9 protein-coding genes are annotated in these 15,347 nt (G+C 63.1%); 3 read left to right on the top strand and 6 right to left on the bottom strand.

Going from position 1 to position 15,347, the window contains the following annotated elements; translation table 11 throughout:
• Positions 1-39 precede the first annotated feature (39 nt).
• From cydX to AC1VVM_RS04745, 3 genes are read right to left on the bottom strand one after another with little or no spacing between them, the layout of a single operon-like run.
• Complete coding sequence (cydX, locus tag AC1VVM_RS04755) at positions 40-156, bottom strand: cytochrome bd-I oxidase subunit CydX (protein WP_132387935.1); 117 nt, start codon at positions 154-156, stop codon at positions 40-42.
• A gap of 10 nt (positions 157-166) precedes the next feature.
• Positions 167-1,315, bottom strand: a complete 1,149-nt coding sequence (gene cydB, locus AC1VVM_RS04750; protein WP_482955979.1) for a cytochrome d ubiquinol oxidase subunit II — start codon at positions 1,313-1,315, stop codon at positions 167-169.
• A gap of 13 nt (positions 1,316-1,328) precedes the next feature.
• Positions 1,329-2,915, bottom strand: coding sequence for a cytochrome ubiquinol oxidase subunit I (locus AC1VVM_RS04745; protein WP_482905150.1), 1,587 nt, complete (start codon positions 2,913-2,915; stop codon positions 1,329-1,331).
• A 159-nt stretch (positions 2,916-3,074) separates the two neighbouring features.
• Here AC1VVM_RS04745 and AC1VVM_RS04740 point away from each other — a divergent pair, with 159 nt between their 5' ends.
• On the top strand, positions 3,075-4,628 hold the full coding sequence (locus AC1VVM_RS04740) for an ATP-binding cassette domain-containing protein (RefSeq protein WP_482955978.1): 1,554 nt from the start codon (positions 3,075-3,077) through the stop codon (positions 4,626-4,628).
• Positions 4,625-6,214, top strand: coding sequence for an ATP-binding cassette domain-containing protein (locus tag AC1VVM_RS04735; protein WP_482955977.1), 1,590 nt, complete (start codon positions 4,625-4,627; stop codon positions 6,212-6,214). The genes AC1VVM_RS04740 and AC1VVM_RS04735 overlap by 4 nt, the downstream gene beginning before the upstream one ends.
• Before the next feature lie 4 nt (positions 6,215-6,218).
• Here the strand turns inward: AC1VVM_RS04735 and AC1VVM_RS04730 are convergent, their stop codons facing one another.
• Together AC1VVM_RS04730 and AC1VVM_RS04725 are read right to left on the bottom strand one after the other, a co-directional pair.
• Positions 6,219-6,611, bottom strand: a complete 393-nt coding sequence (locus tag AC1VVM_RS04730; protein WP_482955976.1) for an ArsR/SmtB family transcription factor — start codon at positions 6,609-6,611, stop codon at positions 6,219-6,221.
• A gap of 1 nt (position 6,612) precedes the next feature.
• Positions 6,613-7,254: a peroxiredoxin gene (locus AC1VVM_RS04725; RefSeq protein WP_482955975.1), complete on the bottom strand. Its 642-nt coding sequence runs from the start codon at positions 7,252-7,254 to the stop codon at positions 6,613-6,615.
• A 221-nt stretch (positions 7,255-7,475) separates the two neighbouring features.
• On the opposite strand from AC1VVM_RS04725, the gene AC1VVM_RS04720 reads away from it, so the two are divergent.
• Positions 7,476-7,736 carry a hypothetical protein gene (locus tag AC1VVM_RS04720; protein WP_482955974.1) on the top strand — a complete coding sequence of 87 codons (261 nt, stop codon included), beginning with the start codon at positions 7,476-7,478 and terminating at the stop codon, positions 7,734-7,736.
• Between the two features lie 657 nt (positions 7,737-8,393).
• Here AC1VVM_RS04720 and AC1VVM_RS04715 read toward each other — a convergent pair.
• Positions 8,394-14,969 (bottom strand): hypothetical protein, encoded by a 6,576-nt coding sequence (locus AC1VVM_RS04715; RefSeq protein ID WP_482955973.1) that lies wholly within the window; start codon positions 14,967-14,969, stop codon positions 8,394-8,396.
• Positions 14,970-15,347 lie beyond the last annotated feature (378 nt).

Raw genomic sequence — 15,347 nt, 5'->3', positions numbered from 1 at the left:
GGCGGCGCTCCCTGCAAGAGCGCCGCCGCTGTCATGACGTCAATCGAGTACAGTTTTCTCTTCGGACGGGTCGCTGTGGAACTCGTGCCACACGCCGTTGATGATGCCGAAGCCGACGGCCAGTCCGACGCCGAGGATCCAGGAAAAGTACCACATAGTCGGCTCCTCAATAGAAATCGGGGTTAAGGCCCACTTCGCGCTCGGTCACCCGGCCGAACATGATCTTGTAGGCCCAGGCGGTGTAGGCGAGCACGATGGGCAGCAGGATCACCGTCGCCAGCAGCATGATGAACAGGGTCATGTGGCTGGACGAGGCGTTCCAGACCAGCAGGCTGGAGCGGTTGTCGATCGAGCTGGGCAGGATGAAGGGGAACATCGACAGGCCGACCGAGGCGATGATGCCCAGATTCGCCATCGAGGATCCCGCGAAGACCAGCACGTCCTTGCGCCCGCGAATGCCTGCCAGCGCCACCAGCGGCCCGGCAAGCCCCAGCACCGGCGCCAGGATCATCCACGGATGCGCGCCGTAATTGGCCAGCCACGCTCCCGCTGCCGGCACGCTTACGGCAAGCCGCGGGTTAGACGGGCCCATCGGATCGACCGCGCCGATCACCGTGTAGCCGATGTCGCCCATCGCCAGCCACACGCCGCCCGCCGCGTAGAGCACCAAGGCGACAAGGGCGGCCACCTGCCCGTAAGTCTGCGCCCGATCGCGCGCGGCTCCGTGTTCCAGCTTGAGCGTCAGCCAGCCCGCCCCGTGCAGCACCAGCATGCTGACCGAAACCAATCCGCTCAGCAGCGCGAAGGGGCTGAACAGGCCGAGCAGCGTGCCGACGTAGAAGCTGCGCAGATCGCTATCGAGCCGGAACGGCACGCCCTGCAGGACATTGCCCACCGCCACGCCGAAGACCAGCGCGGGTACCAGACCGCCGACGAACAGCGCCCAGTCCCAGCGTGAGCGCCAGCCCGCATCGGGCTTCTTCGAACGGTATTTGAAGCCGACGGGCCGCAGGATCAGCGCCGCCAGCACCAGGAACATCGCCAGATAGAAGCCCGAGAAGCTGACGGCATAGACGAACGGCCAGGCCGCGAAGATGGCCCCGCCGCCGAGGATGAACCAGACCTGGTTGCCCTCCCAGGTCGGGCCGATGGCGTTGATCACCATGCGGCGCTCGGCATCGGTGCGCCCCACGAAGGGCAGGAGCGCCGCCGAGCCGAGGTCGAAACCGTCGGTAAGCGCAAAGCCGATAAGCAGGACGCCCAGCAGCGCCCACCAGATCAGCCGCAGCGTTTCGTAGTCGAAGGGAATGGTCATCGTTGCCTCCGTCTTACTCGGCCGGGATGGCGGTGAAGGTGGTGGCGGGCGCCCGCTCGGGCGCGGGATCGCCATCGTCGTTGCCCTCGTAGATCTCGGGCCCCTTGCGGATCGTCGCCAGCATGAGCCTGACTTCGATCACCGCCATGATCCCGTAGAGTACGGTGAAGCCGGTGATGGTCGTCCAGATCTGGCCTCTCGTCAGGCTCGACGCGCCAAGGAACGTCGGCAGCACGCCGTCCACCGCCCAGGGCTGACGCCCGAGTTCGGCAACCAGCCAGCCCACCTCGATCGCGATCCACGGCAAGGGGATCGCCAGCACCGCCGCGCGCAGGAACCACTTGCGGTCGAACTGGCGGCGGACCGAGAACGTGAAGGCCGTGGCGAAGAAGGCGATGAAGAAGAAGCCCAGCCCCGCCATGATGCGGAACATCCAGAACAGCGCCGGCACATTGGGTACCGTGGTCCAGGCGGCCTTCTCGATAGTCGCGGCATCGGCCTTGCGCGGATCGGCGACGAACCGCTTGAGCAGCAGGGCAAAGCCGAGATCGTCCTTGTTCCGCTCCCAGGCCTCGCGCGCGGCAAGGTCGTTGCGGTCGACTTTCAGCCGCTCCACCGCGTCATAGGCGATGATGCCGCTGCGCATGCGGTGTTCGGCCCGCTCGACCAGCGGGATAATGCCGGTGACTTCGCCGGTGATGCTGCGCGTGGCAACAAGGCCGAGGATGTAGGGAATCCTGATCTCGAACGCCGTCTCATGCGCCGAGTTCGACGGAATGCCGAACAGGTCGAGCCCGGCGGGCGCCTGTTCGGTTTCCCACATGGCCTCGATGGCGGCCAGCTTCATCTGCTGGTTGTCGGTCAGCGCGTAGCCGCTCTCGTCACCCAGCACCACGACCGAGAGCGAGGAGAGCAGGCCGAACGATGCCGCCACGGTGAAGCTGCGCTTGGCAAGCTCCAGATGGCGCCCGCGCAGCAGGTAATAGCACGATACGCCCAGCACGAAGACGCTGGCGCAGACATAGCCCGCGCTCACGGTATGGACGAACTTCGCCTGCGCGACCGGATTGAAGATCACGTCCTTGAAGTTGGACACTTCCATGCGCATCGTTTCGGGATTGAACACCGCGCCGGTCGGATGCTGCATCCAGCCGTTAGCGATGAGGATCCACAGCGCCGAAAGGTTCGAGCCCAGCGCGACCATGAATGTCGTCAGCAAGTGGCCGCGCTTGGACAGGCGGTCCCAGCCGAAGAACATCAGGCCGACGAACGTGGCTTCGAGGAAGAAGGCCATGAGCCCCTCGATCGCCAGCGGCGCCCCGAAAATGTCGCCCACATAGTGCGAGTAATAGGCCCAGTTGGTGCCGAACTCGAACTCCATGGTAAGCCCGGTGGCGACACCGAGCACGAAATTGATGCCGAAAAGCTTGCCCCAGAACCGGGTGACGTCCCGCCAGATGGGGCGGTCCGTCATCACATAAACACTTTCCATAATTACGAGAATGAAGGAAAGGCCAAGCGTGAGGGGAACGAAGAGAAAATGGTACAGCGCCGTAAGGGCGAACTGCAACCGGGAGAGTTCAACCACTGCCATGTCGATCATGTCGAATCCTGCCTTTTGAGCGGCCTGGAGAGACAGTTAAGGTTGCCTCGTACAGGTTGGTTTCGTAGGGTCGCGTTAGGCTCGCCCAAGTGGGCTGTCAAACAATAGTTACATGGTTTCTTTAATTTGATCTATATCAAAACAACGGCGCCATGGATGGTCGACATCGCCGGCGCAGCCATGCTCTCGTGGGGTCTGGCCAGTGGTGTGGGGCAGATTGCCGCGCACGCGTCCGGGCCTGCTGCCGGTTCCCTTGCGGGATCCGGTCCCCTGCTGCTGCCCGCCGCACTTATCCTCGGCGGGGCGACCCTGCGTGCCGGCGCGGCTTTCGCCGTGGACCGGAATGCCGTCGGCACCGCGCAGGCTGAAAGCCGTGAACGCCGCCGCCGGTTGTGGCCCGCTCTCCTCGGTAGACCGCTTCCGGGTCCACTAAGCACCGGGGAAAGCACCACACTTGCCATTGACCATAACACGGCAATCGAGAATCGCGATGTCCGCTTTTCGCCGGTCCGCCTGAACGCGGTTCTGGGCCCGCTGGTGGTCGCCATTCTGGTCGCGCCGGCCAGTCTGGTCTCGGCTGCGATCATGCTGGCGACGCTGCTGCCCTTCGTGCTCGGCTCGATCCTGGCCGGCACCGCCGCGCGGCGTGCGTCCGACCGTCAGCTTGCCGCACTTTCCGCGTTGTCCGGCCTTTTCGTGGACCGTGTGACGCACTTGCCGCTGATCCGCCATTTCGGCGCCGAGGCCCGCATCTCGCGTCAGGTGCGCGAGGCCACAGATCAGGTCGCCCATCGCACGGTGACAGTGCTGCGCGCGGCCTTTCTCTCCAACGCAGTACTCGAATTCTTCGCGGCACTCTCGATCGCGCTGGTGGCGGTCTATTGCGGCTTTTCGCTGCTCGGCCTGCTGCCGTTCGCGCCGCCCGAGCGGCTGACGCTGGTACCGGCGTTCTTCGTGCTCGCCATGGCGCCCGAGTTCTATCTGCCAATGCGCCGCCTTGCCGCCGCCTATCATGAAAAGCAGCTTGGCGAGGCCGCCGCAGCCGCGCTCGCACCTTACGCCGCGCCGCCCGAAGCGCCTTCCACAGGGCCGGAACGACACTTCGACAGCCTGAGCGTTCAAGGACTGACACTCGCCTTTCCGGGCATTGCCGTGGGGCCACTGGACTTCACGCTGGCCCCACACGACCTCGTCGCCCTCACCGGCCCGACCGGCAGCGGCAAAACCAGCACGCTGGCCGTGATCGCCGGGCAACTCCAACCTGCGGCGGGTCAGGTGACCGGCATCGCCGGCGCCCCCCTGCCGAGCGAAGCCGTGGCATGGTCCGCCCAGCGCCCCCTGCTGGTCACCGGCACGCTGGCCCGCAACCTCGCACTGGCTGCCCCTCATGCTAGCCCGGAGGATATCCTTGCCGTCGCCGAGCAAGTCGGCCTCGGCCCGCTACTGGCACAGCGCAGCGGGCTCGACATGGCCGTCGACCACGCCGGGTCCGGCCTTTCCGGCGGCGAGCGACGCCGCATCGGGCTCGCACGCGCGATCCTGTCGGGCCGCCCGCTGCTGCTGTGCGACGAGCCCACCGCCGACCTCGACGCCGCCTCCGCCGCGGCCGTCATCGCGCTGCTAAAAGAGCTTGCCGGATCGCGCTGCATCCTCGTCGTCACCCACGATGCCGCGCTGGCGAGCGCCGCAAGGCTGGAGATCGCGCTGTGATCGCTCCGCGTCAAAATCTCCTCGCCGTCGCCGGGCTTGCACGCGGACGCCTGCTTGCCGCCAGCCTCTGCGCCGGTTTCGCAACGATCGCCGCCATCGGACTGCTCGGCATCTCCGGCTGCTTCCTGACCGCCGCCGCGCTGGCCGGAGCCGCCGGAACCGTGGCGGTCGGCGCTTTCAACTACCTGATCCCCAGCGCGCTGATCCGCCTGCTCGCCATCGTCCGTACCCTTGCCCGCTACGGCGAGCGGCTGCTCTCGCACAAAGTCGCGCTGGAAAGCATGGCCGCCTTGCGCGGATCGCTGTTCGACAAGCTGGCCGCGCAGGATTCGCGCAGCACCAAGGTCGACACCTCGCCGGGTGAGGCCAGCAACCGCCTGATCGACGACGTGGCCGCGCTGGAGGATCTGGTGATCCGCGAACCCGCCCGCCACGCGGCGCTGGTTTCGGCGGCCGTGAGCCTTGGCGCTGCGGCGTTCGCCGGAACTCCGGCGCTGGCTTTCCTCGCGCTCATGCTCGCCGCGCTTCCCCTGCTGTTCGGCACGGTCTCGCGCGTGCTGACGCAAGCCCCGGCCGAAGCCGCCGCAGAGGCGCTGGGCGACTTGCGCCGCCACTACATCGAACTCGCCGCCTCGCGCGCGGAAATCGCCGCTTATGGGCTGGCGGACGAGGCCATGGCCGAACTCGAACCGCGCGTCGCCCGGCTCGACCACGCCCGCGCCCACCTGTTCCGTGCCGAGGCGCTGCAGGGCGGTCTGCTGACGCTCTACGGCGCCTTTGCCATGGCCGGCGTGCTGCTGCTGGCCAATGCGTCCGCGCCCATCGTCGCGCTCGTCATGCTGGCCACAGCTTCAGCGGTGGAGGCGATGGGCGGTTTCGCGCGCAGCCTGCTGCGGCGCGCCTCGCTCGATGCCGGACTGCGCCGGATCGCCGCGCTCGACGCGCTCGATCCCACATTACCCGAACCGCTGACCGCTCAGCAGGCGGCCACGATCACATTGGGCGCGCTGTCTTTCGCACCGGGTTCCCGCGTGGCGCTCACCGGCCCCTCGGGCTCGGGCAAGACGCGAGTACTGCTGGCGCTCGCGGGCATGCAGGGACCGGCGGTTCCGCTTGCGATCGACGGCGTCGACGCATCGGCATCCACCGCCCGCCAGCTTAGCGCACAGTTCGCGCTTTCACCGCAAGACGCCCCGCTGCTGATCGGCACCGTGGCCGACAACCTGCGCCTCGCCCGCACAGGCCTGACCGAAGCGGAGATGTGGGACGCGCTCAACGTGGCGCAGCTCAAGGACCGCATTTCCCGCAGCGAGGCAGGGCTCGATACGCCGCTCGGCGAAGGCGGCGGAACATTCTCGGGCGGCGAACGCAAGCGTCTGTCGCTGGCGCGGGCCCTGCTGGCGGGACGGCCCTGGCTGCTGCTCGACGAGCCCAGCGAAGGGCTCGACGCCCGCACCGAAGCGGCGCTGGTGCAAAGCCTTGGCGCATGGCTGGACCGGACCGGCACCGGACTGGTCCTTGTCTCCCACCGCCCCGCGCCGCTGGCGCTTTGCAAGGAACGCGTGGAGATCGGCGCGCTGACCTGACCGCTCAGCGCAGGACGCGCGCGAATCCGGCAGCGCCGCCTTTGGTCGTGCTCACCGGCTCGACCAAGGCCGCAGTCGGTGCGGGCGACTGTACCCGCGTCGAGACGCCATCGCGCGCCATCCCCGCCAGAAACGCCGCGAGCGCGGCCATATGGCCGCCATCGACGCGGTAAAACACCTGCTTGCCGGTCCGCCGTGTCGCCACAAGCTCCGCCTTGCGCAGCACCGCGAGTTGCTGCGAGAGCCCGGGCTGGCCGATCTCGGTCACATCCTCGATCTCGCCCACCGAAAGCTCGGCCGCGCGGACCGCGTTGAGGATCTGGAGCCGCAGCGGATGGGCCAGCGCGCGCAGCAGCTCGGCAGTCGCGTCAAGCTCGCTTTCGGTCGCGGGGACCATGTCAGCCCTCCTTGCCAAGCGGCGTGTAGAACCACGCGGCCGGATCAGCGCTGGCGAGCACCGCCTCGGTCGTATCCTCGGGCGCGCGGAGCAGGTCCTGTCCTTCCTGCCAGTCGGCCGGGGCCAGACCGCTGCCGCCGCGCACGCGCTGGAGCGCTGCCAGCACGCGCAGGATCTCGGGAATCGAGCGGCCCACAGTCAGCGGATAGCTGGTGAGAGCCTGAAGCACGCCATCGGGATCGATGAAATAGGTCATCCGCACTGTCGCGCTGTCATGCGCGTCCGCGCCGACCATGCCGAAGCCGCGCGCGATCTCCATCGTCGGATCCTCGATGATGGGAAAGCCGATGGCGGTGCCGGTGGTGTCGCGGATCAGCCGGATCCACGCGAGGTGCGAATAGAGACTGTCGATCGAGAGCCCCACCAGCCGGCAATCGCGCGCGGCAAATTGCGGCGCGGCGCGGGCGAGCGCGAGGACTTCGCTGGTGCAGACCGGCGTGAAGTCCGCCGGGTGCGAGAAGAGGATCAACCAGTGCCCGCGATAGTCCTCCAGATCGAAGGGCCCATGCGTGCTGCGCGCGACGAAGCGCGGAACCCGGTCGCCGATACGCAGCGGTTGCAGTGCGCTGTCCTGCTGATCCACTCTATCCTCCACCGGTTTTCGGATTCGAACGCTTACATGATTATTCGCTATCGTAAAGCGTACCTGCATGCGGTCACACCATCGACGCAGCCTTGCGGAGCATATCGGAACTCCCGAGGCTATCACCCTCGTGAACATTGTAATTGAACGGACTGCCCCGCGCTGAAAGTGCGAGGCACTCTCGCCACGGTCGCACACCAGGGACACTTTCGGACAATTTGATGCCGGCGGGACAAAGCGCTGCGACACCCGACGATCACAAGGGCAAGGTCAAACACCTAAGGGATGCCCAGATGATCCGCCTCTTGCCAGCCGTCGCCGCAGTTGCCGCCTCGTCCTCCCTTGCCTACGGCATCGCGCCGGGCGCGCATCAGACCGTTCGCGCGGCCCAGCATGTCGCCGCGCAACCGGCCGTGCTGGGCTATGACAAGCCGGTATTCCTCGGCCGAATGGTCGTCACCGCCACGCCGCTGTCGCAATAACCCGCCCGGGCGAAAGCCCTTTCAGAGACCCGTGCCAACGCCGAATGTGAAAGCCCGGCCTCTGCTGGTGTAGACCATGATCACTTGGCGAAAACGCCCGTGAACCCGACGATCAACTCGTCGGTCAGATCGGTACCCTCGCCGATCGGGCGAATGCAAGGCGCCGCAATGCGCCTGATAGTCGACATTGTTGGTCGCCCAAGGCAGCCCATTCGCGCCCGGACAGGGTCTGCCCGCATGACCTGATCCTGCCGCTTCATTGGCACAAGCGACCATGGGTTCGAATTCTAAAGGCTCAGGGAAGGGGGCTGGAGAGGGTGAGGGGAATACAACAGTTTATTCAAACACTTACAATCACCGTGAGTGCCCTCAGATTCGCCAAATTTGGTCCATTTTTTGTACCCCAGTCAAAGAAAATCAAATGCGGTTCGATTCTCAAGCGCATAAAGTCTCAGGTGATCCGCATCACCCAGCGACCTTTCGCCTTCCGACTGGAAGAGACGGAAACGTCCGGGCATCAAATGGGCAATTCAGAGAAAACCGAAAACCAAACATGGGTAGTGCTTTTTCGCGAAAGCACCTTTCACCGATCCCGCTCCCTCCGACTTCGGCGGAAGGAGCGGGGCCGTTGATTTGGCTCCCAACGGAATTGCGCGATCAGAACGCCATGCTGACGCCTACTCGAGCACCGGCTCGGCGGTCGTGTTGGCCTGCCTCACCACTCAAAGCGCCAAACAGTGACAAGCGCGACGTTAGTACGACGTCGGCCCCAATCGCGGCAGTCGCAAGCAGCGGAGCGCGCGGCGCGCCGGCAGCAGTCAGGCTGAAGCTCCCGCCGCCCAAGGCCGCTTCTGCAAAGGGTGCGCGGCCATCGATTTGATAGCGTGCGCCGATTGAAAGATAGGGCCGGAAAATCGAGGAATCACTTGCACCGCCCTCAAAGGTCATAGCGCCGTCAACAAAGATGGCGTGGTCGCTCTGGTGGTTCACGTCGAGTGCGTAGGGGCTGCCTCCACTCTCCGCCACGTGCTGGCGAGAGATATTGATTGCAGTCATGCCAAGACTCGGTCGAACCAACCAACCACCGTCCAATGACATGGCATAGTCCACGCTAATGTCTCCGGTCCAACCTTGGAGATCGTAACGACCTTCGGCTGATCCTCCCGGCAAACTGCGATGAGTACGGGCATTACCGCCGTCATAAGCGACAGTCGCTTTGATGCCCAAGTCGCCGCCGGTCCAACGTCCGTGGATACCGGCCACAACCGAATCAACTTCGGTCTTTGCACTCAGCGACCCCAAGGTCTGTCGACCGTTGAGATAGCCAACGAAGCCGCCAATCGACCAAACGTCGCTTCCCCACCCAATTCCACCCAGGAATCCGTAGTCATTGATCCGCGTACTCGTCGTGCCTTGAGCACTTGCTGCAAGCGTGCGGGTACTGCCGAGTGTGCTTGCGAAAGTGAATGGGCCCGGCAGATCTCGGCGGGGTGCGAAGGCCTGGCTGCGACCGACGTCTGCCAGCTCCAGTCCCTGTTCAACAATCATCTGCCCGGCCGAGGCATATGCCTCGGGTGCCAGCCGCGCAAAAGCATCCCCATTCGTCGCGCCAGAGGAGGTCACCAAGCCCGGCACCGCGGACAGGAACGCTGGAGAGGCCGCCGCATTCGTCAGCACGCCATTCACATAGTCAATCGTTCGCTGTACCTGGGGCGTAAACGACGGGTCATTCAGGAACTGCCCCAGCAGAGAAATAGTATCCCCGTCCTGTACGATGAAACCGAATAGCGAAGCGGGTTTGACAACGTTCGTGAAGCTTCCAGTGATGCTGTCGGCAACAATCAATTCAAGTGACTGCCCGGGCTTCACGGCCTGACTTGCGACAATCTGGAGGGTGGCACCCTGAGCGATGGCCAGATTGCCGTTCACGATCAGCTTGTCCGAGACCGTCGGCGTTATCTCGAATACCGAGATAGAGCTGCCGGCAAGCGAGACATTGCCATTCACTGTCATTGTGCCCGGCGAAGCGCCGGGGCTGAGCGTACCCCTCACAACGATATCGCCATTGACCGTGCCCGCCGAACCGAATGTCGCACCGCTTGCGACATCGATGGTCGGGGCAGTGATCGTCGATCCGGCGAGTCCGATCAGTCGACCTCCGGTGAGAGACAAGCTCGCAAACGTGGCTCCCCCCGAAATCCTTGCGAGGCCGCCGCTCACGCGCAGGGCCTCAACGTCGGAGATCGAGCCGAAGTTCGTTTCACCGCCTGTCACTTCAATCGTGTCGGACCCGTTACCGCCAGCAACCGAGCCAGAAAAATTCCCTGCAATCGTCAAGCGGCTGTCTGCCGGGCCAAAGGTAAGAAGGCCCGTGGTCAGCGAGGCGCCGGTGCCGACCGTGAGATTGCCCGCCGTGCTCATGGTGTCGAACGCATAGTTCCTACCTGCGAGAACCAGCGGTCCACTTCCAGTGGTCTCAAGACGCTCGAATCCGGTAAGGCTGCCGGTTACCGTGACCGCTCCGGCCAAATCAATCAATGCGGTGTCGGTCCCCGCTCCGCCATCAACGGAACCGGTGACGCTACCGCCCGAATTGAGTTGGAATGTATCATCGCCCGCACCAAGATAGACCGCGCCGGCAATTGTTCCCTTGTCCATGACGGTCAGCGTCTGCGCTTCACCATCCAAAGCAATTTGGTCGCCATGAGCGCCCAATGTTCCCTTGATGTTCAGAGTGTTGCCTGCGAACGTCAATTTTTCGAAACCGCTCAGAGTTCCCGTAAGCGTGACCGGTCCTGGGGCGGTCACAAGCAGAGTATCGCTCCCCGTGCCGCCGTCGTAGCTGCCGGACAAGGTGCCGATGGCCAGGGAGAGGCTGTCGTCCCCCCCGCCGAGCGAAACAGCGCTAAGATCACCGTCGATCGTAACCCGCTCGGCCTCAGCGCTGCCGTCGATGCGGCCGATATTGAAGCTTCCGAGGTTGACCGTTAGATCGGCGCCGGACAGCGCCACGGTCTGATAGTCCTGATCAAGAACATAGGTCAGCATACCCATGCCATCAACGGCGAGCTGTTCAAAGCCGGTCCGCGCACCGATGCCGGTCCGATCGCCAGACAGGACGACGCGATAAAGGTCCGTACCTGCTCCGCCGTCGACACTGCCAACCACGCTGCCAGCGCCTTCGGTGTAGCTGTCGTTGCGGGCTCCAAGCTGAACATGCCCGGCTATCGTGCCCATGTTGCGAACGTTTGCGCCGGTATCGCCGCCGGTCACCGTCGTCGTGCCCAGACTTGCCAGCGTCTGGCCCGCAGCGACTACCAGCGTTCCGCCTTGCAGGTCGATCGTATCGACATTGAAGGTACCCGAATAGGAGACGCTACCGGTTCCGCTTTGCGTCAGTGTCTGGAAATTGGTGATCTGGCTTGCATCAAGCGAGCCATCGCTGCTGGCAGCGACCACAAAGTGGTTCGTGCCTGCCCCACCGTCCACCAAACCGCCAAGCACGGCATCGGCATGCTGGATGAAGACATCGTTGCCTCCGCCCATAGTCACAGGGCCCGTGACCGTTCCGCTATTCTCGAAAGAGTCATCGCCCTGATCGAGTTGAACAGCGCCATCGATCGTGCCGCTGTTCCGGATGGTGGCCGCGTACATGCCACCCAAGTACACAGCCGCGCCATCCAGATAGCTTGAGCCTGAACCGCCGCGGATCATGCCTGCGTTGTCGAGCGTCAGTTCAGTGTTGTATGCGAACACCCCGTAACCGCTGGCCCCTTCTCCACTGATCGTCCCCGTCGAAGTATTTGTGACGGAGGTGTTGTCTTGGCTGCCATATATAGACAATCCGACCGCGGATCCGGAATAGGGTCCTGAGAAGCTGTTTTCGATGGAACCGCTGTTGGTAAGCGCGATCGCGCCCTCCCCGTCCAGAACAACACCGGCGCCAATGCTGCCGCTGTTGTCAAACGTCAGACCATCCTGTCCGTAAAGCGTAACTGCCGCGCCGTCGCTGCCAGTGATGATTCCGCTGTTGGCGAAAGTTCCCACCTTGCCGGAAAATGCACCTTCGATTGTGCCCTGATTCTCGAAGCTGGACAGTATCGAAAGGTCGGTCAACGGTATGACACCGCCCAAGTAACGGGACTGAGTGAACACATCACCTTGAATTGTGGCTATATTCAGGACTTTGCCCGTACCACTGACATATAACGTGCCGGAGAATAGATCGGTCGCGGCAACGGTTGCAACGGCATCCGCCCCCACGATCTGGACCATCGCATTTTCAAAACCGATCAGCTGCTTTCCGATGTCCAGCGAAACGGTCGTGCTATTCGTCAGACCATAGCCGAACATGTCATTGCCACCACCGCCATCGATCGTGCCGGTGACGCCGGTGGCCGCGCCCGTCATGATGAATGTGTCATAGCCCGCGCCGAAAGTCAGATTGCCATCGAGCGTGCCGCCATCGGAAACATACGTGGTCGACCCGGTAGAATAGGCATAGCTGGACACATCTCCGACAATGCTCCCGCGGTTGATGATCAGCCCGCCTGAGTCAATGTTCACTGCCGTGGCGCCCTTGATGGTGCCACCCGTTTCATTCACCAAGACCGAACTGGAGCCAGCAAGGGTCACGCCTGTGGCGTTACGACTCTCGATCGTTCCGCTGTTGGAGATTTGCGCGGTGTAAGAGCCTGCCTCAACGGCGTTGCCGTCAACGCTGATCTTGCCTCTGTTAACGAGCGTGTTGAATGAGATGACGCCCTTCGCGTGGCTCGAATCGGTATCGGTAATCGTCCCCGCATTGACCACATTCGACGCGCTGCCGATGCCGACTCCGCCCCCCGTCAGCGTGATCGAGCCGGCATTGTTGACAGTGCTGCCGCCGAAGATTCCATACGCCGGATAATAGGTACCCGCAGCATTGGTCGCGGAGATTGCTCCATTGTTTGTAACACTGGCAGTGCCGGCGTTGACCACGGACACTAGGGAGTAGCCGTAAGGATCGTTTTTGGTCAGCGAGAGCGAGCCGTTGTTGACGATCGTCAAATCCTGAGTGACGCCGGCCACGCCGTAAATAAGTTGCCCAATGGTCAGGATAGAAGTGTCGATCACAGTGTGGTTCGTGCTGGAAATCGCACCTTCCAACGTCACCGTTCCGTTGCCAGTAAGCCCAATCGCGGACTCAATGGGATTTTGCGCAGTCAATGTCAGCGAGGAATGATTGTCGAGTTCGTAGGCAAGCGCCTCGAACCCGTTCGGCAGCGCCAGATTCGCTTGCGCATCCGAACCAACGGTATACCGCAGCGTATCATAGCCAGCGCCCGCATCCACTCCGCCAGTTGCACCTGCGAACGGTCGAGCCGGATCGGCATTCAGACCGACAACGAGTTGATCGTCGCCGCCGCCAAGGACAAGTGTGCCGTTAACTGTGCCGCCGGCATCCACGAACACATCGTCGGACGAATCGAAGCCTGACGTCCAGGCAAAATTGACCCCGCCGTTGATCGTGCCTGCATTCGCCACGCGGGCATACAAGCCCGTGTTGACAACACCGTTCGTTCCCCCCGTGACGATGCCGCCGGAGGCATTAATCAACGTGCCTGAATAGTTGAGCGTTACGCCGCTTTGGCCGCCAATGATGGTGCCGGTATTTGTGAGGGATGCGTTCAACAGGACAAGACCTGTCGTCGCACCGATGATGGTGCCCTCGTTAATAGTTCCTGCGTAACTGTAAGCCGACTGGAGAATTGCGCCCGCCCCCCCAGTCGACTGAATCAGTCCGCTGTTGGCGAAGGTGCCGTATTCCAGCGACACCGCTGTGCCGCTCGCCGTAATTGAGCCGTTGTTCGTGAGACTATATGCCCCGCTCACACCCGCCCCACCAACAGCGGCGATGGTGCCGTTGTTGGTAATGGTCGTAACCCCCGCCACCGCCGCCTTGCTCGAATCGGCCAGCGTCGCTGTAAGGGTCCCATCATTGACGAACGAGAGCGTTCCGCTGAAGGTATTCGCAGCCAATATAGGGCCCTGAGAGGCGAGGGCGGCTTGGCTTAGAAGGGTACCATATCCACTGAGCGTTATACCGTTGCCCGCGATGAAGGTGGAATCAAGCGTGACCGTGGCGTTGCTGGCGAGGTCAAAACCCAAGGCCTCAAAATTGGTCGGCAACGTGATGCTGCCAATCGTTGCGTCTTGGCCGATCCCGAGCACGATCGTGTCCATCCCAGTTCCGCCATCGATTGCCCCCGAGACGGAGGTCATACGGCCGTTCTCGTAGGCAACGGTTACGGTGTCGTTCCCTCCTCCCAGCAGCAGGTCACCATTGATGGTTCCCTGCCGGGTATCGACGATGCTGTTCTTGCCGGCCGCGGCAGTCGAAATCACCGAACCGTTGATGGTACCGGCATTTGTCAGATTCAGAGCGCCCGCAGCGGAAATTGCCGTTGAGCTGCCACCCAACTCTGCTCCGGAGGCATTATTGACCGTAAGCGAGCCTAACGCACTGACAGTGGGGGCCGTCCCGCTGGAGATGAGCCGGCCATAGTTCGAGATACTGGATGCCGAATAAGTGCCGTCGGGAGCAGAAACGACCGCGGTACCGGCGCCGCCGTCAATTAACCCCAGATTGGTGATGTAATTGACGCCCGATATGCCAGAGATGCTTCCCGTGGCCAGATTCGAGACCGATAGGCTGCTGTCGGTGCCGGCATTGTTCACGATGGCGGGCCCAGAAGTCCCCGTCATGGCGCCGCCATTGCTGAGAGACACGCCGATGTACCCTGTCGAATTACTGGGGCTGCGCGTCATCAACAGAGCTTGCGCTCCGGAAACAGCGCCGCCCGCAGCGACGGTCAGGTTAGCGGAGGCTGCCGGATATCCGATAGGAGCCGAGTTGACCGGCCCAGCAAGGACGGCAATGCCCGCAGCACTTCCTCCATCGATCGAGCCGTTGACGGTCAAATAGTCGTTCAGTCCGCTGAAGGTGATTGCACCCTGAGCAGACCCCGATTGCACGACCGCGCCCGGTGCGACATTGACTTGGGTGTAGGTTGTGGAAACGACGAGTCCGTCCGGATCGGTGCCGTCGCACGTCGTGGTCCCATAGGCCGCAGCGGGATCTGGACTGCACTGTGCCCACGCCGGCGATCCTGAAGCCGCGACTACCGCGGCGATGCTCGTACCGAGCGCAAAAGACCAGCGGCGCATCTGCACCGACCTTTGGTCGATCATTGAAACAATTCCCCCTAATGTGACGGCTTCGTAGCAGTCAGATTTCCGCCTGACCGTCAGATGGGAGGATGTCCAGTGCGCGTTAACCGATTACAATATTTTTACTTTGCCCCTTCCGATTGCTGAAGCGCAGGCACCTACGGTGCGGCACGGCGCACGCGACACTGAGAGCGTTGGCATGGCCAATCAGGCCATAGGCGTCCATCACCGAACCAAAGAACAGGTTCCGGCGTATGGGTTGCCGCTAGTCAAGGGCTTCAGCCACACTGATCACGCAGTTTTCAGTGCTAACGCGGGCACAGGTATTTGCAACGACCTCACCGACCTTTGTTCGACACGGAAGGACGTCAGCGCCTGCCGATCTTTGAGACAACCGAC

Source organism: Novosphingobium sp. BL-S-33, assembly GCF_056857025.1.
Note: the sequence above shows the minus strand (reverse complement) of the source record. Positions and strands in the feature narration are given on the sequence as shown.

Bases quoted from the DNA above. Each gene is read 5' to 3' on its own strand.
- cydX (WP_132387935.1), bottom strand. From the start codon at position 156: ATGTGGTACTTTTCCTGGATCCTCGGCGTCGGACTGGCCGTCGGCTTC.
- cydB (WP_482955979.1), bottom strand. From the start codon at position 1,315: ATGACCATTCCCTTCGACTACGAAACGCTGCGGCTGATCTGGTGGGCG.
- AC1VVM_RS04740 (WP_482955978.1), top strand. From the start codon at position 3,075: ATGGTCGACATCGCCGGCGCAGCCATGCTCTCGTGGGGTCTGGCCAGT.
- AC1VVM_RS04730 (WP_482955976.1), bottom strand. From the start codon at position 6,611: ATGGTCCCCGCGACCGAAAGCGAGCTTGACGCGACTGCCGAGCTGCTG.
- AC1VVM_RS04720 (WP_482955974.1), top strand. From the start codon at position 7,476: ATGCCGGCGGGACAAAGCGCTGCGACACCCGACGATCACAAGGGCAAG.
- AC1VVM_RS04715 (WP_482955973.1), bottom strand. From the start codon at position 14,969: ATGATCGACCAAAGGTCGGTGCAGATGCGCCGCTGGTCTTTTGCGCTC.